Origin of the sequence: Haloferax namakaokahaiae (genome assembly GCF_042663225.1) — an archaeon.
Classification (GTDB): domain Archaea; phylum Halobacteriota; class Halobacteria; order Halobacteriales; family Haloferacaceae; genus Haloferax; species Haloferax namakaokahaiae.
Genome location: NZ_JBHTAA010000005.1, coordinates 971,130 through 995,445 on the forward strand (window position 1 = coordinate 971,130; position 24,316 = coordinate 995,445).

Annotated in this window: 25 protein-coding genes; 6 read left to right on the forward strand and 19 right to left on the reverse strand. The window is 66.6% G+C overall.

The features are described 5' to 3' along the window. Positions 1-48 precede the first annotated feature (48 nt). The gene (locus tag ACFQJC_RS12555) at positions 49-765 is read left to right on the forward strand and encodes a YkgJ family cysteine cluster protein (protein ID WP_390223980.1); all 717 of its coding nucleotides are present in this window, start codon (positions 49-51) and stop codon (positions 763-765) included. Between the two features lie 65 nt (positions 766-830). Continuing rightward, on the forward strand, positions 831-1,235 hold the full coding sequence (locus ACFQJC_RS12560) for a TRAM domain-containing protein (RefSeq protein ID WP_390223982.1): 405 nt from the start codon (positions 831-833) through the stop codon (positions 1,233-1,235). 144 nt (positions 1,236-1,379) lie between these two features. Here ACFQJC_RS12560 and ACFQJC_RS12565 read toward each other — a convergent pair whose 3' ends face one another. Beyond that, positions 1,380-3,077: a radical SAM protein gene (locus tag ACFQJC_RS12565; protein ID WP_390223984.1), complete on the reverse strand. Its 1,698-nt coding sequence runs from the start codon at positions 3,075-3,077 to the stop codon at positions 1,380-1,382. 129 nt (positions 3,078-3,206) lie between these two features. On the opposite strand from ACFQJC_RS12565, the gene ACFQJC_RS12570 reads away from it, so the two are divergent. Together ACFQJC_RS12570 and ACFQJC_RS12575 are read left to right on the forward strand one after the other, a co-directional pair. Then, positions 3,207-3,365 carry a DUF7559 family protein gene (locus ACFQJC_RS12570; RefSeq protein WP_390223986.1) on the forward strand — a complete coding sequence of 53 codons (159 nt, stop codon included), beginning with the start codon at positions 3,207-3,209 and terminating at the stop codon, positions 3,363-3,365. Continuing rightward, entirely contained in the window at positions 3,362-3,829 is a 468-nt protein-coding gene (locus ACFQJC_RS12575) for an Hsp20/alpha crystallin family protein (RefSeq protein WP_390223988.1), read from the forward strand. Before ACFQJC_RS12570 ends, ACFQJC_RS12575 begins: the two co-directional genes overlap by 4 nt. On the opposite strand, the gene ACFQJC_RS12580 is transcribed toward ACFQJC_RS12575, so the two are convergent. The 6 genes from ACFQJC_RS12580 to ACFQJC_RS12605 all read right to left on the reverse strand — a co-directional run bounded on the left by ACFQJC_RS12580 (position 3,830) and on the right by ACFQJC_RS12605 (position 9,421). Then, the gene (locus tag ACFQJC_RS12580) at positions 3,830-4,963 is read right to left on the reverse strand and encodes an NAD(P)/FAD-dependent oxidoreductase (protein WP_390223990.1); all 1,134 of its coding nucleotides are present in this window, start codon (positions 4,961-4,963) and stop codon (positions 3,830-3,832) included. A gap of 97 nt (positions 4,964-5,060) precedes the next feature. Continuing rightward, complete coding sequence (locus ACFQJC_RS12585) at positions 5,061-5,843, reverse strand: DUF7388 family protein (RefSeq protein ID WP_390223992.1); 783 nt, start codon at positions 5,841-5,843, stop codon at positions 5,061-5,063. 143 nt (positions 5,844-5,986) lie between these two features. Next, entirely contained in the window at positions 5,987-6,583 is a 597-nt protein-coding gene (locus ACFQJC_RS12590) for an NUDIX hydrolase (protein WP_390225617.1), read from the reverse strand. Positions 6,584-6,613: 30 nt separating this feature from the next. Beyond that, on the reverse strand, positions 6,614-7,105 hold the full coding sequence (locus tag ACFQJC_RS12595; RefSeq protein ID WP_390223994.1) for a DUF7109 family protein: 492 nt from the start codon (positions 7,103-7,105) through the stop codon (positions 6,614-6,616). Then, positions 7,102-8,202 carry a glycosyltransferase family protein gene (locus tag ACFQJC_RS12600; RefSeq protein WP_390223996.1) on the reverse strand — a complete coding sequence of 367 codons (1,101 nt, stop codon included), beginning with the start codon at positions 8,200-8,202 and terminating at the stop codon, positions 7,102-7,104. The genes ACFQJC_RS12595 and ACFQJC_RS12600 overlap by 4 nt, the downstream gene beginning before the upstream one ends. Before the next feature lie 61 nt (positions 8,203-8,263). After that, entirely contained in the window at positions 8,264-9,421 is a 1,158-nt protein-coding gene (locus ACFQJC_RS12605; protein ID WP_390225619.1) for an MFS transporter, read from the reverse strand. A 137-nt stretch (positions 9,422-9,558) separates the two neighbouring features. Between ACFQJC_RS12605 and ACFQJC_RS12610 the strand changes: the two genes are divergently transcribed. After that, positions 9,559-9,729, forward strand: a complete 171-nt coding sequence (locus tag ACFQJC_RS12610) for an HVO_0758 family zinc finger protein (protein WP_390223998.1) — start codon at positions 9,559-9,561, stop codon at positions 9,727-9,729. A 49-nt stretch (positions 9,730-9,778) separates the two neighbouring features. On the opposite strand, the gene ACFQJC_RS12615 is transcribed toward ACFQJC_RS12610, so the two are convergent. The 12 genes from ACFQJC_RS12615 to ACFQJC_RS12670 form a co-directional block, all read right to left on the reverse strand. Beyond that, entirely contained in the window at positions 9,779-10,870 is a 1,092-nt protein-coding gene (locus ACFQJC_RS12615) for an aldo/keto reductase (protein ID WP_390223999.1), read from the reverse strand. Between the two features lie 127 nt (positions 10,871-10,997). Beyond that, positions 10,998-12,182 (reverse strand): DHH family phosphoesterase, encoded by a 1,185-nt coding sequence (locus tag ACFQJC_RS12620; protein ID WP_390224001.1) that lies wholly within the window; start codon positions 12,180-12,182, stop codon positions 10,998-11,000. Positions 12,183-12,282: 100 nt separating this feature from the next. After that, the gene (locus ACFQJC_RS12625; RefSeq protein WP_390224003.1) at positions 12,283-13,179 is read right to left on the reverse strand and encodes an SDR family oxidoreductase; all 897 of its coding nucleotides are present in this window, start codon (positions 13,177-13,179) and stop codon (positions 12,283-12,285) included. Next, positions 13,176-13,595, reverse strand: coding sequence for a DUF5791 family protein (locus tag ACFQJC_RS12630; protein WP_390224005.1), 420 nt, complete (start codon positions 13,593-13,595; stop codon positions 13,176-13,178). Before ACFQJC_RS12630 ends, ACFQJC_RS12625 begins: the two co-directional genes overlap by 4 nt. Positions 13,596-13,649: 54 nt before the next feature. Further along, positions 13,650-16,697, reverse strand: a complete 3,048-nt coding sequence (locus tag ACFQJC_RS12635; protein ID WP_390224007.1) for a DUF7286 family protein — start codon at positions 16,695-16,697, stop codon at positions 13,650-13,652. Continuing rightward, positions 16,685-17,557, reverse strand: coding sequence for a DUF7284 family protein (locus ACFQJC_RS12640; RefSeq protein ID WP_390224009.1), 873 nt, complete (start codon positions 17,555-17,557; stop codon positions 16,685-16,687). Before ACFQJC_RS12640 ends, ACFQJC_RS12635 begins: the two co-directional genes overlap by 13 nt. After that, positions 17,554-17,952 (reverse strand): DUF7285 family protein, encoded by a 399-nt coding sequence (locus tag ACFQJC_RS12645; protein WP_390224011.1) that lies wholly within the window; start codon positions 17,950-17,952, stop codon positions 17,554-17,556. Before ACFQJC_RS12645 ends, ACFQJC_RS12640 begins: the two co-directional genes overlap by 4 nt. Next, positions 17,930-18,400, reverse strand: coding sequence for a DUF7283 family protein (locus ACFQJC_RS12650; protein WP_390224013.1), 471 nt, complete (start codon positions 18,398-18,400; stop codon positions 17,930-17,932). The genes ACFQJC_RS12645 and ACFQJC_RS12650 overlap by 23 nt, the downstream gene beginning before the upstream one ends. Before the next feature lie 38 nt (positions 18,401-18,438). Further along, a complete protein-coding gene (locus ACFQJC_RS12655; RefSeq protein WP_390224015.1) occupies positions 18,439-20,157 on the reverse strand; it encodes a proline dehydrogenase family protein in 1,719 nt (572 codons plus the stop codon). Next, positions 20,154-22,100 (reverse strand): ATPase, T2SS/T4P/T4SS family, encoded by a 1,947-nt coding sequence (locus tag ACFQJC_RS12660; RefSeq protein WP_390224017.1) that lies wholly within the window; start codon positions 22,098-22,100, stop codon positions 20,154-20,156. Before ACFQJC_RS12660 ends, ACFQJC_RS12655 begins: the two co-directional genes overlap by 4 nt. Positions 22,101-22,132: 32 nt before the next feature. Then, the gene (locus ACFQJC_RS12665) at positions 22,133-22,573 is read right to left on the reverse strand and encodes a DUF7311 family protein (protein ID WP_390224019.1); all 441 of its coding nucleotides are present in this window, start codon (positions 22,571-22,573) and stop codon (positions 22,133-22,135) included. Next, complete coding sequence (locus ACFQJC_RS12670; protein ID WP_390224021.1) at positions 22,570-23,088, reverse strand: DUF7310 family coiled-coil domain-containing protein; 519 nt, start codon at positions 23,086-23,088, stop codon at positions 22,570-22,572. The genes ACFQJC_RS12665 and ACFQJC_RS12670 overlap by 4 nt, the downstream gene beginning before the upstream one ends. 118 nt (positions 23,089-23,206) lie before the next feature. Between ACFQJC_RS12670 and ACFQJC_RS12675 the strand changes: the two genes are divergently transcribed. Next, positions 23,207-24,295 carry a tubulin/FtsZ family protein gene (locus tag ACFQJC_RS12675; RefSeq protein ID WP_390224023.1) on the forward strand — a complete coding sequence of 363 codons (1,089 nt, stop codon included), beginning with the start codon at positions 23,207-23,209 and terminating at the stop codon, positions 24,293-24,295. Positions 24,296-24,316 lie beyond the last annotated feature (21 nt).

Below are 24,316 nucleotides of genomic sequence, written 5' to 3' on the forward strand. Positions count from 1 at the left end.
GAAGACTGAACCGCGTCTCTCTTACCCCTCGCGCCCGCACGAGTCACTATGAGTCTCGAAGCCGAACTCGAACGCGCGCAGGACCTCGACGAGTCCGAACTCGCGGATGCCATCGAGTCTATCGGCTTCGAATGCACGCGCTGCGGGGCCTGCTGTAAGGGCTACGAGACCGACGACGGTCCCGAGCCACACACGGCGACCATCTTTCCCGACGAGGTGCGGACGATTCAGGACGCGACAGCAAACGAATCTGGCGGCACCGAGGGTGCCGCTGACTCCACCTCGGACACCTCGCTGGAGTGGCGTGATATCGCCCGGCCCATGCCCTACGGCCTCGCCGAGGGAAAGTCGGGTCTCGAAGGCGAGACGTTCGAGTGGGCGCTCCAGACGAGTGCCTGCGGCGACTGCCGATTCTACGAGGAGGACGAGTCGGGGATGGGAGCCTGTCAGGTACACGACGACCGGCCGCTCATCTGCGAGACGTACCCCTTCAGCGTCGCACTCGGAGGGACGAGTCAACCGATGGGCGAGGCCGTGGACGAAGAGGGGATGGTTCGCGCCCACGAGTGCGAGGGACTCGGCCGCGACATCTCGCGCGACGATGCGGAGGCGTTGGCGCGGGCGTTGAAAGAGCGAGCAGTGCGAGAAGTCAGGGAGGCAATCGCCGTCAGCGACGCCTACGAGCCAGTAGAGACGGAGCCGGGCGAAGTCGTCGTCCACGACTCCGAGGGTGCGAAACACCTCGATGGAACGCCTATCGAGTGACCGAATCTCCCCGACTGCGGTACCTCTTTAACCATACGGAGTGACACTTATTTGGAGGTCTTACGGTGGAAATCTCAGATAAACTCTTGTGTCTGTTCAATGCCGACGTTCGCGCCGAGGACGACCGATACGTCGTCGAAGTTCCTCGCCGCGAGGTCGAAACGGGCGCTATCGAACCCGGCGACACGTATCGCGTCGCTCTTATCTCTCGTGAAGCAGCGCCGGCCGAAGAACCGAGCGCCGAACCGAGTACCGTCCCCTCGACGGAGCCACAACCGCCGGTCGAAGTCGGCGAACTCCGCTACGTCGAAATCGAGGACATCGGTAAACAGGGAGACGGTATCGCCCGCGTCGAACGCGGCTACGTCATCATCATTCCCGGCACGGACATCGGCGAACGCGTCAAGGTCGAAATTACGGAAGTCAAGTCGAACTTCGCGGTCGGCGAAGTCGTCGAAGACGACTTCTAAGCGAACCTCAGTTCTTTCTCAGCTTCGACGGGTGAGCGCGTGCTCATCGTTCGTCTGCGGTCGAACCCACCACCGTTGCGAGTGAAGACGCTCACACAGAGAGCACTATTGCAGGTGAAAACGAGCGCGTGAGGCGTCAACGAGCTACTGCACGTACTTGAGGATGTTTGCATCGAGGTCGAGTTCGTCGTGGGACTCGTAGGGGCGATTGACGACGATATCGCCCGCGGTGGACTTGCCGATGCCCGGAATCGAACTCAGTTCGTCCATCGACGCGTCGTTGAAGTCGAGCGGGTAGGGGATTCCCGTCACCGAGCGATAGCCGTGGTCTACGACGGCAACGTCGATGGTTCGGCCGAGTTCGCGCTCGCCCGGAATCCCGACGAGGAGCGGGTAGGTCCCGAGTTGCCGACCGAACGTGCGGCCGTCTTGGTGGTACTCCAGGTGGACGTTCGGGAGGACCGTCCCCGCGGGGGTGACACGCCGGAGCATCGGGCGGTCGATCTCCTCGCGTATCTCGCGTTTGTACTTCTTGAACAGTTGCTTGTGGTCGTTGGCGATGGACGCGCCGGTACCGGACATCTCGGTCCCGTCGAAGGCCATCACCTGCCGAATGTTGATTCGGCGGACCATCAGGCCCTCGTCGTAGACGCGCTGGAGGAACCGCTTGTTGTGGTCGAACGTCTCCTCGCGCTCGCCGATGAGACCGTGGAGGAGGTTGATGCCGGGCAGGAGTTTGGGCAGTCGATTGGCGGCACCGTCGCCGAAGGTCGGCGCGTCGGCGGGGTCGTCGCCGGGTCGCCAGCCTGCGACTTCGTTGACGATTTTCACGGCTTCGAAACACTCCTCTGCGGAGACGTTGAGGTTGTTCTCCTCTTGGACCACGGGGTCGGCCGATTCGAGACCGAACGCCGCGGTGTCGCCGGGCGTGTTGTGCTCGGCGATGATGCGAATCGCCTCCCGGGACTTCTCGGGCCACCTCGTGATGGTGATGGGGTTCATGTTGTCGAGGTGGAGCGTCCCGAGGTCGGGGGCCACTTCTCGAATCCCGCCGTAGAGTCGCCGGAGCGCGTCGGGATTCGGTGCCTCGCCGTCCCCGCCGAACGCGAGGATGTCGGCTTGGCGGCCGAGTCGGAAGTGCCGGGCACCCCGGTTGTAGAGGTTCTCGACCTCTTTGACGACGGAGTCGGCGGTTCGGAACGCGGGGTTGCCGTAGAGGGGTTCGGTACAGAACGAACACCGGTAGGCACACCCGCGAGAGGTCTCCATCTCGCAGATGAGGTGCTCGGGGTGGTTCGGGTGCTGTTCGACCACGAACGCGCCCTTGGCGGCCCAGCGGTCGAGTTCGGCGTTGTCGCGCATGCGGTTGCCGAAGCCTTCGAGTCCGGAGTCCACGAGGTCGTACACCGCGGCCTCGACGTCGCCTTTCGCCACGAAGTCGTAGTCGAGGTTCTTGCGCTGCATGTCCTGGCCGCCGGCGTTCTCCTCGCCGACGCCGAAGCGAATCGGTCCGCCCATGACGGTCGTCCCCTCGGCGACCCACGCGAGTTCGCGCACCTCGTCGGGTTCGGCGGGCGTGCCGCCGACGTACTTGCCGGGGACGGTCATCCCGCCGACGTAAATCAGGAGGTCGGCGTCGGCCACGTCGGCCCACTTCGCGCGGTCGTCGCGGAGTTCGTCGATAGTGTGGTAGGTGACGTTCGACTCGGGGACGCCCGCGTCAACCAGCGCGCCGGCCGTAAAGCGTGGATACGTCGAGATGTACGGCGGCACCCCGAAGTGAGCCGGTTCATCGACGTAGCCATCGACGATGGTTGCAGAAAGCGTTGCGGGGTCAGTCATTGGAACGCGATTCGAGTTCGACGCTGAAAACGCAACCGGTCGCGGGTCGGGCGCGATGGCCCGCCAGAACCACTGGACGAGGGTTCCGACTCCCGCGCGTTTATGGGCGTGCGAGCGTAACGATTGGATATGCCATCCACCCTCGAAGTCAAGTGCACCGACTCGGACTGCGAACTCGACATGTTCGAGATGCACTACACCTACGACATGCCCGACAGCGTGACCGTCGGCGACTTCTCGTGCCCGTACTGCGGTCAAACCGAGTCGCTGGAGGAGATTGTGCTATGACGGACCTTCGAGAACTCGGCGAATCGGCGGCGAGCGCCGTCCTCGAACGGGTCGGCCGCGGCGTCAGCCAGATGCAAGAGCGCAAGCCGCTGACCCACGACCTGCTCGAATCGAGCGACGCCTACCTCGTCGTCTTCGACGCGCCCGGCGCACACAGCGAAGACGTACACGTTCGGTTCCTCGACGGCGAAGTCGAGGTTCGAATCGACCGCTTCCGCGACTTCCACGAGGGGTTCGAGATGCGTTTCCCCGGTCGCGGACTCACGCTCTCCGGACGCGCGAAACTCCCCGGCGATGCCGCGGTCGAAGCGACCGATTCGACCGCCGTCGTGACGAAGAACGGCACGCTCCAGGTCCAGATCCCCAAGGACGAAACGTCGAGCGATATCGTCGTCACCGAGGAAGAAGCGTCCGACACAGACGAGCCGGCAGACCACTCCAGCGACGACGACGCGGGCGAATAGCTACTCTTCGAGGACCATCCCGTCGAGCACGTCGAACGACTCGGTCCCCTCGAATCGACCGGGGTCGAACGGGGTGGGAATCACGTCTTCTCCACACACGTCTCTAGCGAGCAGTTCGCCCACTGCCGGTGCCCACATGAAGCCGTGGCCGTGCCAGCCGGCGGCGAGAGAGAGTCCATCTGTGACCTCGCCGACGAGCGGGTTTCTATCCGGTGTCGCCCCGCACAGTCCTGCCCACGCGCGAGCCAGTTTCGGGTCGGTCTCAGTTTTTCGGTCGGTCTCGGTTCGGTGAGCCACCGCGCCGAGCGCATCAGCGACGAACCAGTCATCGGCACTCGGGTCCCAGTCGCTCGGGTCGGCTTCGGCGAGTTCGACCCCGTCGCCGGCGAGGACGCCCCGCGGATGAGGCCGCAGATACGACTCGTCGGTCGCGTCGTAGACGATTGGTCCCGAATAGTCGCAGTCGGCGACGAGCGCCTGCACGCGATACGGTTTGAGCGCGACGGGATGACCAGCACTTTCGAGCAACCGACCGGAGAACACGCCCGCCGCGACGACGACTGCGTCGTATCGCTCCGTGACCACGTCGTCGATGGCGACGCCCGGCGGGTCGGCGTGAACCTCGACTTCGGTCCCGAATCGGAACTCGACGCCGGCGCGCTCGCACTTCTCGACGAACAGGTCGATGTACGCCTCCGGGTCGGCCCACCCCGCGTTCGAGCAGACGCCGGCGACGCCAACGTCGTCTGTTCGAATCGAGTAGGCGTCCAATTCCTCGCCAGCCACGAGCGACACGTCTCGGCCGTGGCCTTGCATCTGTTCGACCGCTTCTTCGAGCGCCGAGAGAGCCGGGTCGTCGCCCTCGCGCGCGAGGAAGACGTAGGGCGTCTCGTGGAATCGAAAGTCGCCCTCGCCGTCGAGTTCGCGGAATCGCTCCATCGCGCGGTCGGCGACCGCGACGTCGATGTCCTCGGCGTAGGCGTCGTAACAGATGCCCGCCGCGCGGCCACTCATCCCCGCACCGGGGTCGTCACGTTCGAACAGCGTCACGCGAACACCGCGCGATGCGAGGTCGAACGCGGTCGTGAGACCGACCGCACCAGCGCCGACGACGGCGACTCGCTCGGGTTGCATACCCAACGCTGGCGCGGCGAGGACTTGAAAGAAGTGAGTATAGAGCGCGAAAAGTGCGTGTGGAACGGGAGAAGTGAGGGTGGGGCGCGAACGATGCTTATTCGGTGAACTCGTCGATGCCGCGGGCGGGGTAGCCGACGACGATATCGACACCGACCTCACGGAGCGAATCGACGCGCTGGCGCACGTCGCTAACGGACCCGATGAGCGCGTAATCGCGGGCCGCCTTCAACAGTATCTCGCGTGCCCGGCCGCGAGCGCCGGAATCGACTTCGCACTCGTCAGGGAGCGCGCGGGCGACGGGGCGGCGACGAGAGACGTACGCGCCGACGCCGTCGAGAATCTCGTCGTCGTCGTCGGAGAGTACCGTCGGCGCGTAGAGCGCGATTTCGCCGTCGAAGCCGGCGGCGCGGAGGGCGCGAACGTCGCGCGTGGTTCGCCGCGAGAGGAGTTCGTACTGCGTGCCGCCGGCGGCGAGCGCGATTCGCTCGATTCCTTCGGTGCCGACCCACGCCTCGGGTGCGGCCTCGCGCGCTTCGCGGAGACGAGGCGCGATTGCGCGTTTCTGTTCTGACTCGGTGAGATACGCGCCGTGGCCGGCGACGAGCACTTGTCCGACACCGTCGGGAAGCCACTCGTAGCGCGAATCGTCGCCGAGCGGGTCGAAGCCGTCGGCGCGGACGGGCGTCGTCAGTCGAACGTCTCTCTCGGCGGCGAGTCGCGCGAGCACGGACTGGTCGGGCAAGTGGTCTCGGCCTTCGTAGTCGATGGCGACGACATCGAGCGGGATATCGAGCGCCCGGCGCACGTCGCACTCTTTGGGTTTGAGCGCGACTGCGTCCAGTCCGGCGTTTACCACCGCATATTCGGCGGTCAGCATGCTATCACCAACAAAATTTCAGTACCGTCGCGGAACGCGATCCATCGTCTGTGCGACCATGTGAACGGGAATAGCTCTGAGAAGCTGAAAACCCTGTCGGTGACGGCGAGAGTGACGGTCGAAAGTGGACGAACGTTCGAAACTCAGACGGGATAGTCGGCGTCGGGGTCAACGACGCGGTCAACCGCTTCGGGCATGCGCCAGTCGGTCGTGAGTTCGAGCAGTTGGACGAGCATTCGCCCGGTCGCCCCCCAGACGGTGTAGCCATCGACGTAGAAGAAGTGGAGGCGGATGTCGCCGTAGGTCGGGTGGTCGCGGCGTTCGGACTCGTAGTTCGCACGCGACGTGAGGTCATCGACCGAGAGCGCGACGATTTCGGCGACTTCGCGGTGGTCGGGTTCGTACTCGCGGTCGGGGATGGTCGCCACGAAGGGCGAGACGGCGTAGTCGGTGATCGTGAGGATGTCGTCGAGACGGCCGTGAAAGGTCACTTCGTCGGGACGAAGTCCGATTTCCTCGTTGGCCTCGCGGAGCGCGGTCGCTTCCAATCCGTCGTCGCTCGGTTCGGTCCCGCCGCCGGGAAAGCTCATCTGGCCGGGGTGCTCGCCGAGGTGGTCGGCACGCTTCGTAAACAGTACGTGAGGGCGGTCGTCGCGGAAGAGGACGGGTGCGATGACGGCCGCTCTGCGCCCTGCTTCGACGGTTCGTGGCTCGTGCGTGCCGACGCCCGTGAAGTCCATCGTCACGAATCCCTGAGGTGATGTCACGACTTAGGCCTGCCCCTCTGCGGCAATCGCGTCGTCGAGTCGGTCCCGGATTTCCGACGCATCGACGTTCGCCCACGCCTCGAAGTCGTAGGTCACATCGAGCAAGCGCTCGACTTCCTCCTCGTCGCCATCGTCGATTGCTCGCTCGGCGTCCGCTCGCAGTCGCGTCTCGACCTGTTCGGCCAACTCCTCGCGCGAGACGTCTCGCGTCGGATATTCGAGGATGTGCGGCAGGTCTTCGGCGCGCGCCGGAAGGGTCGGAAACGCCATCGGGCCGACGGTCAGTCGCGCCGTCTCGTCGGCAGTGTCGGTCTCGTACTCAACCAGATAGTACGCCGCGATGGCGTCTTCGATGGCAGCTTCGAGCGCCTCTGCGTTCGCCTCTTCGCCCTGCTTGAAGGCCAACTCATCGAGTGCCGCGGATAGTTCGTCGCGCGAGAGCGCACCGAATAGGTCCACGATGCCTGCCAAATCGTCGTAGGTCGCCTCGCTCATGTCTCTCTCAGTGCGGCACGGAGGTCCGACTGCGTTTCGGCTAGCACCTCGCCGGGCGTAATCGGCGCGTCCGTCCACGCGGGCAGACGGTCGTCGCCGCTCGGTTCGACGACGGCCTCGGCGTAGGTTTCGACCTGTGCGCGTTCGCCCTCGGAGTCGAAATCGAGACCGTTGAACGCCGCGTCGGTGGCGTACTGTTCGACGAGTTTCATCCCGGCCGCGCGATAGCGGTCAGGCAGCGTGTCGAAATCTGGCACACCTCCGCGTTCGACTACCACCCGAAGAAGTGTTTCGCCGACGGAGGTGCTCATTTCCGAGAGTCCGGTCGCCCCGCCGACGGCCCGGTGGTCGTGCACGTAGGCACCCAAATCGACCTGCGCGCTCTTGTCGAACCCCGCGAAGTCGTACGCGTCGCCGAGCGTGCCGAGTTCGAGCCCCCACGTCCGCTGCGGGCGGATTTGGCGGGCGAGGTCGCCGGTCATCGCAAATTCGCCGGCGAGCGCGTAGCGGAACGAAGCGAGGTAGTCCACGATTGGCGCGTCGAGTTCGTCGGCGAGCGCGCGAACGAGCGGGGTGTAGAACAGCCGGAAGAGGCGGCCGTAGAGGCGGTTGTCCTCCACGCGGGCGTAGTAGCCCTTCGAGAAGTCGTAGCCGTGGGCGAGCGGGAACAGGAGTCGAGGGACGTAGTGGTCGCCGTAAATTTTCGCGTCGGCGTCGTGGACGACGACGTACTCCTCGTCGAAGGCAGCACAGAGCGCCACCCACACGTCGCGGCCTTTGCCGCGCTGGCCATCGAGGTTCGCGTCGTTGAGGAGGGATTCGAGTCTCGGGCCGTCGCACCAGACGATATCGAGCGAGAGGTCGAACTCGGAGAGCCACTCGGCGAAAGAGACGACGCGGTCGGCCGCGGCGCGAAGCGGGACGACCACGCGAGCGGGTGAGAGGGATTCGAGCGTCGTCAGAATGTGCTCGGTGGCAGGGCTGGCGTACTCCTGTTCGGTCATCGGGACGACGACTGCGGTGCGATCTATCGGCGCGTCGGGAGTCGCTGCCGAGAGGTCGTGGAGGGTCGTCACCCGCTCTTGTACGTACTCCATCGTGGTGGAGGTGGGCGCTGTGTACAGAAAAGTTCGAGGTGCGAGGCGTCGGAACGGGACGCTAGTTCGGAATCCGGCCGAGGCGCTGGAGACCGACGAGGCTGCCGACGACGACGCCGAGACCGAGTGCGAGACCGATGTACACCTCGTTGAACGAGAAGAACTCGGTCAGGTAGCCGACCGCGCCCGCGCCGTTCGCCTGGAATATCATCATGCCGAACGAGTAGACCGAGTAAGCGCTGCCGCGACTCTCGTCGGGCAGGGTGTCCAGTAGGTAGGTGTCGAGTGCGGGAAACAGACTGTGAATGACGTAGCCGACGACGGCCGTGATGGCGAGCAGTGGGAGGAGTCCCGAGAGTTGCGTGAGCACGAGCAGCGAGAGCACGAACGCGACGAGGACGCCGAGGATGTACGGCACTCGGGGGAGACGGTCGGCGAGGCGCCCCGAGAAGAAGAACGCGGGGACGCCCGCGCCGAAGATGACGGTGAGCATGTTTCGCGCCGTCGCTTCACTCAGGCCCTTCGAGACCATGTACAACTCGTAGAAGTTGAACAGCCCCTGCCAGACGAACCCGGTCGCGCCGAGGATGACGACGCCCGTGAGGATGATTCGCCACTCCTTGCGAACGGCACTGAGGAGGTCGCGGTCGGACGACCCCGCGTCGGGGAGGTCAGTCGAGCGTGCGGCGAAGAAGAGAACGAGCGTGACGACCGCGGCCGCGATGCCGATACAGACGAAGACGAGTTGCCACGGCGCGGAGACGATTCCGAAGCGCTCGATGAGCGCCGGCGCGACGGCGAGGACGAGCGTGACGAACGGGGCGACGAAGACGGCCGCGAGTTGGCTCGCAGTGCCGTGAATCCCCATCGCGCGGCCGACGCGTTCGGGGTAGAGTTCGCTCACCAGCGGGTTGGCGGCGACGAAGTATGCCCCCGACGCGAGTCCCATCGCCGCCGCGCCGACCATCAACATCTCGATAGAGGTCGCGCTGGCGGTGAGCGCCGACGCGAGGACGAGCACGAGTCCGGTTCCGAGGACGACGCGGTGACGTGGAATTCGGGTCAGCGCCCACCCGGTCGGCACGCGGAGGGTCGCGCTTCCGAGCCAGACGAGCGTGGCCACGAACCCGACGGTCGCGCGGTTGACCTCGAAGAAGGTGATGAACTCACCGAGGAGCGGTGCGAAGACGACTCGTGCGAGATTGACGAGAAATATCATCCCACAGAGGGTTCCGAAGAGACGGCCACGAGACACTGCCTGAACTCGCGCACTGTGGGGTGACAATCCTTTCGAACCGAGACACGGTTGCCGGGTCGCCCGGCGTCTTTTTATGCGTGTTGCACAAACTGCAAGTTATGAAATCAACGCGGAAGGGGCTTCGTGACGGTGAGCTGAAAAAAGACACCTACGAGCGACTGACCTGCGCCGACTGCGGGAAGTCGCTGAAGAAGAAGAACGACCCCGACGAAATCTTCTCGGTTCGCACCTGTCCCGAGTGCGGACGCGAGTGGAAGGAACTGCGGTAACGACTGACCGCGACGACGACTGACCGCGATAACGACTGACAGACGGCAGTTACTCGAAGACGGCGTCGAACGCCCGCGCTCCCAGCGGGTCGAAGGTTCCGGCCGCGATATTCTCTGCGACGTGTTCGACCGAGGACGTACCGACGATTGCTGAGGTCACCCCCGGCGCGCTCCGGGCGAAGTTGAGCGCACGTTGGGCGGGCGTGTCACCCGTGAGTTGTGCATCGATAGCTTCCGGAATCGACGCTGCGAGGTCACCCTGTGCGATGCTCGCGCTCGTGAAGACGTGCAGGTCGTGTTCGTGGGCGTACCACAGCGCGCTCGTCGGCTCGCCGTCGTCGCCGGCGTGGGACTCGACAGTGAACGCGTCGGCCATCAACACGTTGAACGGAAGTTGAATCGCCTCCAGTCCGCGGCCGTCGTTGCCGACCGTCTCGGCGGCGCGCTCGGCCCGTCGGACGACTTCCGGGAGCGAGAGATACGACTCGTCGTCGTCGGGGACGCGGAAGGCGTCCCACGTGGCGACGCCGTACCGACCGATATCGCCGGTCGCAACGCGCGATTCGAGCACTTCGAAGGCCGCTTCGATTCGGTCGTAGACGGTCCCTCTATCGGCGATTTCTAACTGCGTCTCGGGGTTGTGGAGGTAGTAGCAGTCGATGTGGTCGAGGTCCAGCACGTCGAGCGAACGGTCCACCATCTCGTCGATGAAGGCGGGCGCGATAGTGTGGCTCCCGAAGGCGAGTTCGTCGGCCGAGGCGAGTCCGGGGTCGAGAACCGTCTCGCGGACGTACTGACCCGGGTTCTTGGGGCGGGTCCTGTCGAACGGGACGAACCCCGCTTTGGAGGCGACGAAGACCGCGTCGCGGTCGGTCGATGCCTCTCGGATGGCCTCGCCGACGACGCGCTCGGAGCGACTCATGCGGTAGTTCGAGGCGGTATCGACGAAGTTGATTCCCGATTCGAGCGCGAGCGTAATCGCCTCGCGGTAGTTCGCATCGACCTCGTCGGTCGGGTCGCCGAGGTAGGTTCCGAGCGCGATACTGGAGGTGACGCCGGGACCGAATCGGCGGAAGAACGTCCGTCCGAAGCTGTCGCCGTAGGTATCCCGATAGGACCACGTCGCCCGTCCTGTAGCCATGGACGAGGCTACGAGCGACGGCGGTTAATGGTCACCGGTCCGGGGTAGTGGTCACCGGTCCGATGTACTGACTCTCGGTCCGGCGTGCTGGCTCTCGGTCCGGCAGTAAGGGTCACCGGGGCAACAGTCACACTTCGCCCGAGAGGGCGTCGAAAATCCGCTCGACGAGTTCCGCCCGCGAGATGTCGTCGCCGTCGCCGCCGTCGGTCGAGATTTCGGGGCGGAGAATCTGCCCGCCGCCCATCCGGGCGTGGCCGCCCGCGCTCGACCCGCGATACTCGTCTACGGCGGCTTCGAGGGTGCGGCCCATGTGGACCCGGTCGTCGCGCGAGCGACCCGAGAGATAGACGTTGCCGTCGCGTTCGCCGCAGACGACCGCCGCAGTGACACCTTCGAGTTGGATGAGTTCGTCCGCCGCCTGCGGGATGGCATCGACGTTCGAGAGCGACCCGATGTCGGCGACGGCGAAGGGACCGCGAACGTCGCGGCCGGCGATTGCGCGAGCCTTCGCTTCGAGCACTTCGCGGGAGACTTCGGGGTTGGCGATGCGGTCGAGGTGGTCCTCGTTGACGCCGGGGAAGAGGTACCCCGCGGCCGCGAAGTCGGGTGCCGAACACCCCGCGGTGAGGTTCTTCGTGTCCGTGAGGATGCCGTACAGGAGACCGGTCGAGACCTGCGAGGGGACGGTGTACGTGGAGTTGACCTCGCTCGCGTGCATGTCCGGCGGGACGGGTTTCGCGCCGATATCGCGGAAGTATTCGGCGACGATACTGGAGGCCGCGCCGTAGTCGGTTCGAACGTCCGTGAACGCCTCGCCCCCGCCGTCGCCGGGGTGGTGGTCTACGACGGCGTACGGAAGGACGCTCTCGGCCCCGGCGAAGCCACGCGGGGAGTTGTGGTCCACGAGGACGACGGCCTCGGCCGCTAAGTCGCTCACGTGGTCGATAGAATGGAGGTCGAGGTCGAGGACGGTTCGGAACGCGCGGTTTTCTTGGTGTCTGATTTGGCCTGCGAATTGAATCGTGGACTTTGTGCCGACTTGTTCGGCTAAGTTCGCCACGCCGATTGCGGCGGCCATCGCGTCGGGGTCCGGGTTCGGATGCATGAGCACCGCGATTTCGTCCACGTCGCTCAGCGCGTCGATGAAGCGCGCACCCATCGGGCGCTTGAATCGGAGCGCAGCGTACACTCCCAGTGCGACGGCGACGATGCCGACGACGATTGCGGCGACGACTTCCGGGTAGGTGCTGACGAACGACTGGATGGCACCAGTGACGCCAGGCATGTCAATCCCACCCACCGAACCAACCATTACCCATCACGTCTAAGCCCGGCGGTATGAATATTCCCCCAAATCGATGTTTCACGAACGACAGAACGTACGACTTGGCGAGATGTTCATCGCCAGTGTATCACTCACTTGACGCTCGATAGGCATTAATTGCGTCCCGATACCCCTCGCGGTACGTGGGGTAGTAAAAGTCGTACCCAAGTTCGCGCAATCGGTCGTTCGAGCAACGTTTGCTCGTTAAAATTCGACGTTTGGCGGCTTCCGAGAGGTCGCCTTCTTCAAGCCGTTCTTGTTTCGACCGCTTTTCGGGCGACCGAACGCCGCACGCGTCGGCCAGATAGTCCGCAAAGTCGTGTTTCGAGACGGGTTCGTCATCGACGACCAGGACGACTTCGTCGCGGGCGCGGTCAGTCTCGAGGAAGAATCGCACCGCTCCGGCGGCGTCGTCGCGGTGGACCATGTTCAGATAGCCCGCGGTGACCGGTCCCTCGATGTATCGGGAGAGTCGATAGCGGTCGGGACCGTAGAGTCCCGCGAATCGGGCGACGGTTCCCTCGATACCCCGTTCGGCGGCGTATTCGCGGGCCACGCGTTCCGCCTCGGCGAGGACGCGCGTCTTGTCTGTCGTCGGGTCGAGCGGCGTCGATTCGTCTACGAACGCGCCGTCGTGGTCGCCGTAGACGCCCGTACTCGACGTGTAGACGAGTCGGTCCGGGGCGTCGTCGCGGGCGGCGAAGTGGTCGATTGCGCTGCGCAGGCCATCGACGAAGACGGTTCGGGCGGCGTCCGCACCACGGCCGCCGGAGCTGGCGGCGAAGACGACGTGGTCCACGTCGGGGACGGATTCGAGCGACGCTGGCTCTGTCACGTCGGCGCGAACTGGGTGCGCGCCGGTTTCAGCGACCGCTTCGAGACCGTGGTCCGAGCGGCGAATCCCCCACACGTCGTGACCCTCGGCGACGAGTTGTCGGGCGAGTTCGAGACCGACGTAGCCGCATCCGAGGACGGCGACCCTCATCGCTCGTTACGGACGGCAATCGCGTGGTGGATGGCCGCGAGTTCGGAGACGGGTGCCGAAATCCGGCCTTCGATTGCCTGCTGGACCTCTTGGCCGGAGGCGTCGTAATCGACCTCCGCGGCGAGCGTATCCACGTCGAGGATGCCCGTCGTCATGCCCATGAGCAGGTGGTCGCGGTACTCGAAGACGATGGCGTCGGCGTCGGGGTTGCCATCGACGTGTTCGAGAATCGAAGCGGCCTGTTCGAGCGTCAGGTCGAGCACGCCGTTTTCGACGGTCTCTTCCGAAACGCCCGCGGCGTCGGCCGCGGTATCGAGTCCAATCGCGTCGATTGCCGAGCGGAGTTCGTCGTCGTAGGCGGCGCGGAGTTCGTCGAGGGAGACTGCGCCGGGTTGCTCGACGGCGTCGTATAACATACCCTGTGTTCGGGAGGCGGGCGGCAAAACGGTTATCACTCGATGCGGGCGGCCTCAGGCGACGCGGCAGTCGGACGGAATCTCACAGCCCGGCCCGTTCGCCCACCCCTCGGAGCGTTCGTCCGCGTCGCCGTCGATATCGCCGACGCCGACCCCACTCGGCGGGACGGCGACGACGATGGGCACGCGCGTCTCGAAGTCGATTCGTTCACCGCGGCCGACGCGCTCAGCCTCGCCGTCGTCGTCCCAATCGAGTTCGACGGCCGACCCGTCTCGGGCGTAGGTCAGCGATTCTGTCTCGCCGCGGGCGTGCACGCGGAACTGCGCGAACTCGCCTTTTACTTCGACGTCCCAGACGTTGACCGTCGCGTACCAGTAACCCGGCACGGGCGCGACTGGCATCCCCGCGGGGACGCGCTTGAACGACTTGCCGAGTCGCTTTTCGAGCGTCTCGTTCAGTTTGCCGTGAACGGCGTCTTCGGTGGCGTTCATCGCGGCGTCAGTCACAGCATCCGCGAGCACGTCCTGTCTCGTCGTGCGCGTCGTCTGAACCGTTCGGTTGGTGAGTCGCTGTGGAACCGTCGCCGCGGGGGTCTGGCGTGCGTCGCGGAACGCGTTGTCCAGTCTGAGTTCGAGGATGTCGGCTTCGGTGGTGCCCGCGCCCGCGACTTCGACGGCGATGGCGCGCGCCGCAGAGCCGTTGGAGATTGCGAGTGCGCGGTGCGCTGGGTCGGGCCATCGGCTCAATCCGCCCGTGAGCGCGTTTCGTCGCTCGGTGAGCGTCAGGTCGGTGTGCGATTTCAGCGTCTCGCGCGCGGCGTCTCTCGTCGGAGCCATCGAGCGAGTGACTGCGATTTCGAGGTCGTCGCGGCGCGTCTGGAGCGTCTCGTTCGGGCCGGTCTGTGCGAGCGTCGAGTCGGCCGCGAGCAGGGCGCGCGCGGCGACGCGAAGCGGAACCCGACGGTTGCTTCCGAAGATGGGCGACAGAACCGTGTCGGTCGCATCGCCGTACGGCAGCGTGAACAGGTTGGTGTTGCGGGCCGCCAGCGGATGGTACGTCCCGTCAGAGCTGACTTCGGGCATGGTCGAACCGTTGAGACCGCTCAGCGAGAGGTACATCGGGTCCGCGTCGGGCACGTACCGAACTTCGGTCTCGGACTCCGCCGTGCGATTTTCCGATGCGGATTCCAGCGACGTTCGCGCGTCACGTGCGCCCTGAACGGCGGCCGAGAGCGACTCGACGCCCGCGTCCTGTGCGGTGGATTCGGTCGCGTTCGTCACGCGTTCGGTCGTGTTCGCGCGGCGGTCGAGTGCGGACAGAACGCGGTCGAGGTAGGCCGCACGGGCAGCGACACGCGCCCTGTCGGCGACGCCGTCGTAGGTGTCCGGGGCGGCGACGAGTTCAGCGCGGTCGGCGCGAATCGACGCCGCCAGTTCGCCCGCGGGGTTGACCTCGCCCGCGGCGATTTTCCGCGCCGGCACGGAGACAGAGCGATTTTTCACCCGCTGGTGGAGCGCGTACAGGTCGGCGCGAATCCACGGTTCGATGTCGGTCGGTTTGTCCGCTGAAACGGTTCGTTGGATATCGATATCCGACTCGACCGCGTCGCGGGCGAGACCGTCCATTCCACCGCGGGTAGCGACGATATCGTCGCCTTCGGCCTTCGCCTCACGGAGATTCTCGCTTTCGAGCACGCCGCCGGATTCGAACACCGGGTCGATCTGTTTCGATGGCCCGGGGAGCGCGTGTGGCTCGGCGACGACGGCGATATCGACGCGATGGGTCGTGTTCGACCGCTGGCGAGTGGTCAGCGTCACGTTTCCATCGCGCCACGTCCGCGTGGTCGTCGTCGTCTCGGAGACGAGTCGTGACCCGGCATCGACGACGAGCGAGTCGTCCACGCCGCCGGGGAGGGTCGTCGAACGCGTCGTCACCGACGAGTCGGTCTCCGTGCGCGTCTCGACGTGTTCCCACTCGTCGCCCGGCGATTGGGTCGTCCCAGTGGTGTCTGCGACTTCCGTCACGTCCGCGACGACCACGACGTCGGCACGGTAGGCGTCCGTCGAGAGGTCCGCAATCGACGGGCCGTTCGTCCCGTCGAGGAGTGACACGAACGCCGCGTCCGCGGCCGACCCCGCCGAGACGTTGATACGCCGGTCCTCGGGAATCGTCGGGTCCGGCGAGTCGGCTCGGTTCGGGGACGGGAGCGCGTTCGCCATCTCGGGGGCGACGGGAACGCCGCTCTCCGAGAGGATTGCTCGTGCGCCTGCTCGGGCCGCGGCGCGACCCATCGCTCCGCGAGCGTCACGGTCGGTCGTACCGAACGTCTGTTGTTCGGCGAGCAACACGCCGGCGTTCGTCGCAAGCGCGGCGTGTTCGTTCGAGACGACGTTGTCGATTGGGAGGCCGCTGTACTGGCCCCATCCTCGCGCCCACGCACTCGTCCAGAGCGCGGTCGTCACGGTGGCGTCCAGCGTTCCGCCGTTCAGCGCGTTCGCATCGAGTCGGCGTTCGAACGTCTCGGTCTTCTCGTGCAGTGCGAGCACAGGCGTCTGCACGCTGACGGTGCTCGTCACCGGTTCGCTGGCGACGACGTCGCCTTCTCGCACCGCTTCGACGGAGACGTTCTCGACGGTCGCAACGAGGAGCGTCCCGTTCTCCCGACTCTCGATGGAGACCCGCGAGAGCAACGTTCGAAGGGTCGATTCGTTGGTCGCGTTCGGGAGCGACGCCGTGGCTCGAACGCCGTTTCGACCCGCCGAGACGGATTCGAGACGCGACTTCGCCTCCAGCGCGATTCGCAGTTTGAGGTAGTCACGGAAGGTGTCGTTCTCGGAAAGTACCCGACCGACTGTCGTGTTCGCCGGCGTCGTCACCGGGTTGGCGGCGGCGTCGCGGGCGGCGGCAGAAACCGCGCTGCGAACGGTCGCATCGACCTGCGCCGTCGCGCGGTCCATCGAGACATCGACGCGCTGGTCCGTGACGAGCGACTGCCCCGAGAGCGCACCAGAGAACGTCGCACTCGAAACGAGGAGCAGCACGCCCAAGAGGGCGAACGGCACACGGCCGCGCGTGTCGTCGGCGAGTCTCATCGTGACCACGTCCTGACGACGATGGTGATTCGGCCGACTGCGACGCTCTCGGCCGCGGCGCGCGGCGAGTCGAACCGGTCGCGCATGTCGGCTTCGAACTTCGATGCCAGTCGGGCCGAGAGGTCGGCGTTCGCCGCCTCGGTCTCACTGCGAGCGACTTCGGGTTCGACGGATGCGTTCAGCAACCGACCGGCGCGCTCGTAGCGCGTGCGCATCAGCGTCGTAACCGGTTCGTCGCCGTTGAGTGCGAGGCGGTCCTGTTCAGGTGGGAACAGTCCCGCGATGGTTCGCTCGGCGACGACGCGTGCGACGGCGTCGAAGCCGTCGTCGCTGGCGTCGATTGCGTCTTCGCGTGCGGTTGGGAAACCACTCGGAACGCGTAGCGTCGCGCTGTGGACGGCGACGCTTTCGGGTGGCCGTTCGCCCAGCCCATCGACCGCACGAACCGGTGCGCCGGGGTACGGCGTCCACTGCACACCGACGTGGATGCCGCGGGCAGGGAGTTCGGCCGCGACTCGCTCGCCGACTGCGCGGCGGAGTCCGTCGCGGGCGTGCGTGAGTCGAACGCCGTCGATGGTGACCGCGCCGAGCGTCGCCCGAGCGAGGAGACCAGCGAGACTGCCGTGGGCGGTTCGGTCGAGTTCGCGGGCATCGACGCCGCCCGTGTCGAGGAGGGACGAATCGGCGGCCTGAACGCCCGGTTCGAGGTCGTAGTGGACCGTCGCCGTGCTCGTTGCGAGCGCGTCGGCGATACCGTCGGGGTCGAGCGAGTCGTCGCCCGTCGTCGGTTCGTCGGCGGTTGCGACGACGCCGATGCTCGCGCTCACGAGCAGGAGACAGAGCGCAACGTCGAACACGAGGTCGGTCATTTCCACACCTCCACGCGAAGCGTCCCGAAGCGAACGTCGCCGGGCGCGACACGAACGCTGACACGGGTCGTCGCGCGGTCGGCATCCGTGGGAACAGGATCAGTCGCGCCGATGACACGGCGGTGGTCGCCAGCGGCGACGACGACGCGACACGAGTAGCCGTCGGGGCACGACGAGACGGATGCAGATTCGTCAGGAAGCGCGACGACGCCGGTATCGTCTTCGAGCGAGGATTCGACGGCCGAGAGCGTCGTCTCGCCGAGATTCCGCTCCGAAGTCGGGCGCGCGTCGTTCAGCACCGTCGCGTAGCCCGTAATCGCCGCGCACACGACGAAAAACGCCGTCAGCGCCGACAGCGGCGAGAGTTGTGCTCTACGCGACGACGACGAGTGCATCGACTCCCTCCCACGATATTCGGCGAACGACGAGCGATTCTTCGGCGGCGTGCCACGACGCATTGGTCGTGCGCGCGTCGGCGAGCGCGGATTCGAACGCCGCTGGCGTATCGAAGACCGACTCGGGCGACGAACCCCGTGCGACGGCGGCGAGCGGCGTCCCGGGCGTCGCGGGCGTGACCGGGCCGAACGCGAACGTCGCGTGTGACGTGCCGCCGTCGTTTCGAAGCGCGATTCGGTGCGTGCCGAGGCGAACGGACTCGGCGTCGAGGTGGACAGTCGCAGACGCGTCGTACTCGGCGACCGCGACGCGGTCGATGGCGTCGGCGACAGCCGGAGCGTCGGGTGCGGGCGGCGACGAAAGCCCACCGACGACGCCGAGTAAGACGACCCCGCCGAGCGCGAGGGCCGTCCAGAGAGACAGCGACTCGATTGGTGCATCGAACATAGCCCGGGGTGGTCCCGTCTCAGTATATAAACCTCAGCTCAGAGAATCGTCCCCGCGGCGACGAACGCGGCGAGGAAGATTGTCGTCGCCGAGACGAGCGCCTTCCCGACGTTGTGTGCGACCAGCGAGCGGTCGAGTCCGTGTGCGACGCCGACCGAGAGCGTCGTGAGGATGACCGCCGAGAGGAGCACGTAGCTCCCCACGACGAGACCGAGGTCTGCCGTCGCCAGCGGTTCGACGACGCCGGCCGAATCGAGCGAGCGCGCCGGACCCATGCCGTCTGCGAGCGCGACGGTCGCACCCGCGACGAGCGGGCCGAATATCGACCCCGTGTTCGACAGCGTCTCGGTGATACTGGCGAGTTCGCGGCGCGCGTCGAGGTCGAGTCGGTTGAGTGCCGCGAGCTGGTCGGCCATTGCGACGATGGCGTGTCCGGCGGGACGGCCTTCACTCGCCGCGAGACCGAGCAAGGTCGCCACGCTCGCAACTCGCTGGCTCGGGAGTTCGTTAAGGACGCCGTACTCCCCGGAGAACGACTCGACGACGCCGACGCGGAGGCGGTTCTGCACGCCGACGGCGGCTTCGAACAACTCGCCGGTCGCACCGGGAACCGACGTTGCGGCACGCACGAGGGCGGATTCGACCGCCTCACCGTCGTTGATGGCGCGGCCCACGAGGTAGAGCACGTCGGACAGTCCGTCTTCGACACCCCGAACTCGGTCGCGGAGTTCGACCACGGGACGGGTGACGACGAACATGCCCGACCCGACGCCGAGACCGAGGGCGGCCAACGGCGCGGCCCACGAGGCGACGAACAGGTCGGTGCCGACGAACCCGGCCGCGGCAGCCGCGATGGAAGCGACGAGCGCGTGGAGTCGGTGGTCGGCAACCGCCGGATGCGAGGTATCGACCGCGACAGGTGCGAACGCGACCGGCCGACGCGCGAGCACCCACCCGATGGCGGCCACGAGCGCGACGGGAAGCACGACATCGTACAGGAGCGCGACGTGGACGACCGAAAGCTGGATGCCGGCGATACGGGCCGCGGGGAGCGCGCCGACGAGCGCGAGCGGGAGGAGGACGCCGAAGGCGTAGACGGCGGTCACCGGTCCGCGGACCTCGCTCGTGAACGACGCGAGTTGGTCGCGCGTGCCTTCGCGGACGATTTCGTGCGCTCTGTCGAGTGCGCGGTCACGTTCTCCTGCGGGTGCGTCAGCGGCCGTCTCGACGAGTGCCGCTGCGCGGTCGAGCGCGGGGAACCACGAGCGCCACGCGGCGGCGAAGTCACCGAGTCCCGTCCGTGGCGACCCGCGAGCGTGTTCGACGTGCGTCGCCAGCGACGACGAAAGTGGCCCGTCACCAGAGCGTGCGGCAAAGAGGGTCGCGCGCTCGACGGAGGGTTCGACTCGCATCCGGAGGACGAGGCGGCCGACGAGCGCGGGCGCGCTTCCGAGTGCCTGCGTCCGCTCCAGCGCGGCGAGCCAAACCGGGAGCACGTGGACTGCGTGGGCCGTCACGAGCATCGCTGCGAGTGCGGCGACGAACGCACTCAGCGGTGGGACGACGAACGCCGAACAGAGACCGACGAGCACGCCACCCACGAGTGCCGCGCCGTAGCCAGCCTGCACGACCGTCTCGGCATCGACGTTCGCATCCAGAAACGACAGCGACCGCTGGAGTTCGTCGCTCGGGTCGGCACTGACCGGGGCGAGACGCGCGACAGCGGGAAGCACCGATTCGAACGCGAGCGTCGTCATTGTGACGCACCTCCGGCATTCGCGGCCAAATCAGCGGGCTTCGTCTGTCCCGTCTCGGCGAGCATCGAGAGGCGGGCCTCTCGCTGGTCGAGTGCGGCGAGAACGTCGCGGTAGGACTCATCGGGTGCCGAGATGGACTCTACGACGTGGCTGTCACCGCGGGCGAGCGCACCCGTCGGGACGACCCGCTCGCCGTCGTGGGCGAACAGCGTCTCGAAGGTGGCGTCGTCGCCGGTCGAACGGACTTCCTCGATGGTGGCGACGCGGTGACTCCCGGCGTGTTCGCAGGTGACCACGAGGTCCGTCGTTGCGAACGACGAGGGCGAGACGCCGAGGTCGGAGACGACGCGCTCTCGGACCGCAGCAGCGCCGTCGCCGTGAATCGTCCCGAGCGCCGCGCTCGAATTCGACCCGACGCGCATCGCTTCGAACAGGACCGCTGCTTCGTCGCCGCGGACTTCGCCGACGACGAGCGCGCCGTCACCGAGTCGAAGCGCCGTGTGAAGCGCGTCCTGCGGCGTCGGCGCGGGACCGTCGGCGGGGTCGGTTTGCAACGCCTGCACGTCACGACCCGCATCTTGCAACGTCCCGGCCGGGAGTTCGGGCGCATCCTCGATGAGCACCGTCCGAACGTCCGCGGGGAGGTCCCACAGCAGCGACCCGAGGAACGTCGTCTTGCCGGCACCGCGAGCACCGGCGACGAGGACGGACGCGCCGCGTTCGACGGCGAGCGAGCAAAGGGCCGCAGACTCGGCGGTGAGCGTCCCGTTGGCGACGAGCGACGGGAGCGTCAGCGGCGTCTCGTCGTGGCGTCGAAACGCGAAGCCGAGTCCTTCGCTCGCGGGGGCGGTCACGCCCGCGACGCGGACGCGACCCGAGCCGACGTCGATGACGGCGTCGAGCGTCGGGTCGGCACGCGAGAAGGGCGACCCGCTCTCGCGGCGCAGACGCGAGGCGAGCGATTCTGCCCCGCCGGGCGCGAGACGGACGTTCGTCCGCATCGTCGTCCCGCTCACGACGACGCGAATCGGCGTCTCACAGACCGGATGCGAGAGGTACACGTCTGAGACCGACGGGTCGGCGAAGAAGTCGTCGAGGATGCCGTAGCCGCGGACGTGTTTGGTGAGAATCGACGTGAGCATCGACACCGGGGCGTCTTCGTCGGCGACGTGGCGAACCGCCCGACCGGGTGCGCGCTCGCCGCCGGAGACGACACCGCGTGCGAGTGCGTCGTGGGCCTCGTCGAGCGTGCGGGCCGCGGCGGGGTCGAGATTCGACTCCGGCGGGTCGAGGTGGTACAGCGGTCCCTCGGCCGTGTCGTACTGCCGAACGACCGACCCCGTCTCCAACGTCTCGCGGCTCACGAGGCTGGCGTCCCTCGGTGGGTGTCTGTCGGCTCGAAAGCGCGCAACCTCAGGGCCGACGTGTGCGCGGAGCGCCGTCGCGTCGTCGGGTGCCCGCGATGCGCCCTCGGCGAGTCCGGTCTCGACGGCGGCGCGGCGAATCGCTCCCGCTCGTCCGAGTGCTTCGTGTGCGGCCGCGAGCGGGTCGTGACGAGCGCGTGAGGCGAGTCGTTCGTCGCGGTGGCCGACGCGCTCGGCGAAGCGCCCCGCCGCGACGAGCAGCGCGCAGGCGTCGCCGTCGTATCGGTGTTCCAGCCCCGCGGTTCGAACGACCACCGACTCCACGTCGGTCGATTCGAGCGCCGAAATCACGGACGCGCGACAGGCGGGTTCGGTTGCGAGCGCGCCAGCGCCCGGACAGGACGAGGCATCGACGACGAGCGAGCGACGCGAACTGTCCGGGTTCGCCGTCGGCGAGGAAACCGACGTCGAACACGTACAGTCGTCGTCGGTATCCGAGCCGACGCCCAGTGCAGTGACGACGCCGTCGCGGATGCGACCGACGTCGAACAGTGACGAGGGGTCGAGGGTGTGAGTCATACGCCGGGGTGGTCCCGTTCGGGTATTTGAACCTACGCCGTGTCGATGACGACGACCGGCGCGGTCGAATCGCCCCTCAACGTGAGTGTGAGTCTCTGTTCCCCCGGTTCGAGTTCGAGAACTCCATCGACGGGTCGTATCCGCGGCACGTCCACTCGGCGCGCCGTCGTCGTCCCGGTTGCCGTGTGGGCGACGAGTTCGAGGTGCGTCCCGCCGCGTATCGTGAGCGACGAGACTTCTATCCGCTTCCACGACTCGCGCGGCACCGAGATAGTGACGCGACGGGTCGGCCCTGCGAGTCCGGCGGGTGCCGGGTCTTCGTCCGCGACGAGTTCGCTCGCCGCGCTGGCAATCTCGTCGGCGGTGGTCTCGACGTGCGTCGCCGTCGAATCGGCGCGTGCGGCGTCGGCCGCCGGAAACACCACGCCCGCGACTGCGACGACGAGGAGACACGAGAGGACGACGCGAATCACAGGACGTCTCGGAGTCGCTCGGCCAAGCCAGCACCGTCCTCCCGATTCGGTTCAGCGCCAACGTCGGGGTGAACTGGCGCGTCGGCGTCGGTGCGAGCATCGACAGCCTCCGAAATCGCGTCGTCGCCCACAGCGTGCGTAGGTCCGTCGATTGAGTGCGCGGACTCGTCGATGAGGGCGCCCTCCAGCGATTCGGCTTTGGCGAGTGCGGCGTTCGCTCGGCGCTCTACGTCCTCGTTGACGGCGCGGACGCCGCCGAGATACCCGCGCATCGCCTGCGTCGCGGCATCGACTTCGTCCATCCGCACCGAGAGTTCTTCGACGGCGGTTTCGAGGTCCGAGAGGCGCGATTCGACCGCGGCCGCATCTTCCAGCGAGGAGACGGCAACGTCGTCGCCAGTCAGGCTTCGTTCGACGGCGTCGAGTCGCGCCGAGAGCGTTTCGGTCTGTGCCGAGTGCTGGTTCCGTGGTGCGGTCGGTGACGGGCCACTGCCGTGGGTCAGGTCGTCGGTCATACGAGGGCTGGTTCCGGTATCGAATATAAACCTCAGGCGTCGATTCTGACGGGAATGTGAGAACACATCGGTTCCACGGTGGGGAACGTTCAAGATGCGCGCCCGAGTCACGTATCGTATGAAAACGGTCCTCATTGGCGTGGGACAAGCGGGTGGGAAACTCACGCAGGCCCTCCTCGAGTTCGACAAACAGATGGGATTCGGTGCGGTCCTCGACGCAGTCGGAGTGAACACGGCGAAAGCCGACCTCCAGTCACTCCCCTACGAGACGGTCCTCATCGGCCAAGACCGAGTGAACGGTCACGGCGTCGGCGGCGACAACGAACTCGGTGCAGAGGTCATGCAAGCAGACAAGACGGAAGTGCTCTCGGCGCTCGAAGGGAGCGTGACCGCGAAGACCGAGTCGATATTCCTCGTCGCCGGTCTCGGTGGTGGGTCCGGGTCCGGCGGCACGCCCGTCCTCGCAAAGGAACTCAAGCGAATCTACGACATTCCGGTGTACGTCCTCGGTATCGTCCCCGGCCAGAACGAAGGCGCGATGTATCAGGTCAACGCCGGTCGGTCGCTCAAGACCATCGCCCGCGAGGCCGACGCGGTCCTCCTCGTCGATAACGACGCCTTCCGCTCGTCCGGCGAGTCGATGAGCGCCGGTTACGAAGCCATCAATCAGGCTATCGCCCAACGCGTCGGACTCCTCCTCGCGTCCGGCGAGGCCGTCGAAGGCGTCGGCGAGAGCGTCGTCGATTCCTCCGAAATCATCAACACGCTCCGGAGCGGCGGCATCGCCGCACTGGGCTACGCGAGCGCGGAAGCCTCCGAAGTCGCCGAAGACAACATCAACGCCGTGATGAGCACGACCCGTCGCGCGGTCCTCACGGGAACGAGTCTCCAGGACGCGAGCGACGCCGACTCCGCGCTCGTCGTCGTCGCCGGCAAGCCCGACGTGATTCCGCGGAAGGGCGTCGAACGAGCGCGGCGGTGGGTCGAAAACGAGACGGGGAGTCTCGAAGTCCGCGGCGGCGACTTCCCGCTGGACAGCGGTCGAATCGCCGTCTTGGTACTGCTCGCGGGCGTCCAGCGGTCCGACCGCGTCGAGGCGTTCATGGAGCGCGCTCGCATGGCAATCGAAGAGGCAGAAGCCGAGGCCGCCTCGCGCGAAGACCCGGACGATATGTGGCAGAACGACGACCTCGACAGCCTCCTCTAACCGGGCGCAGTCTGCGAAAAA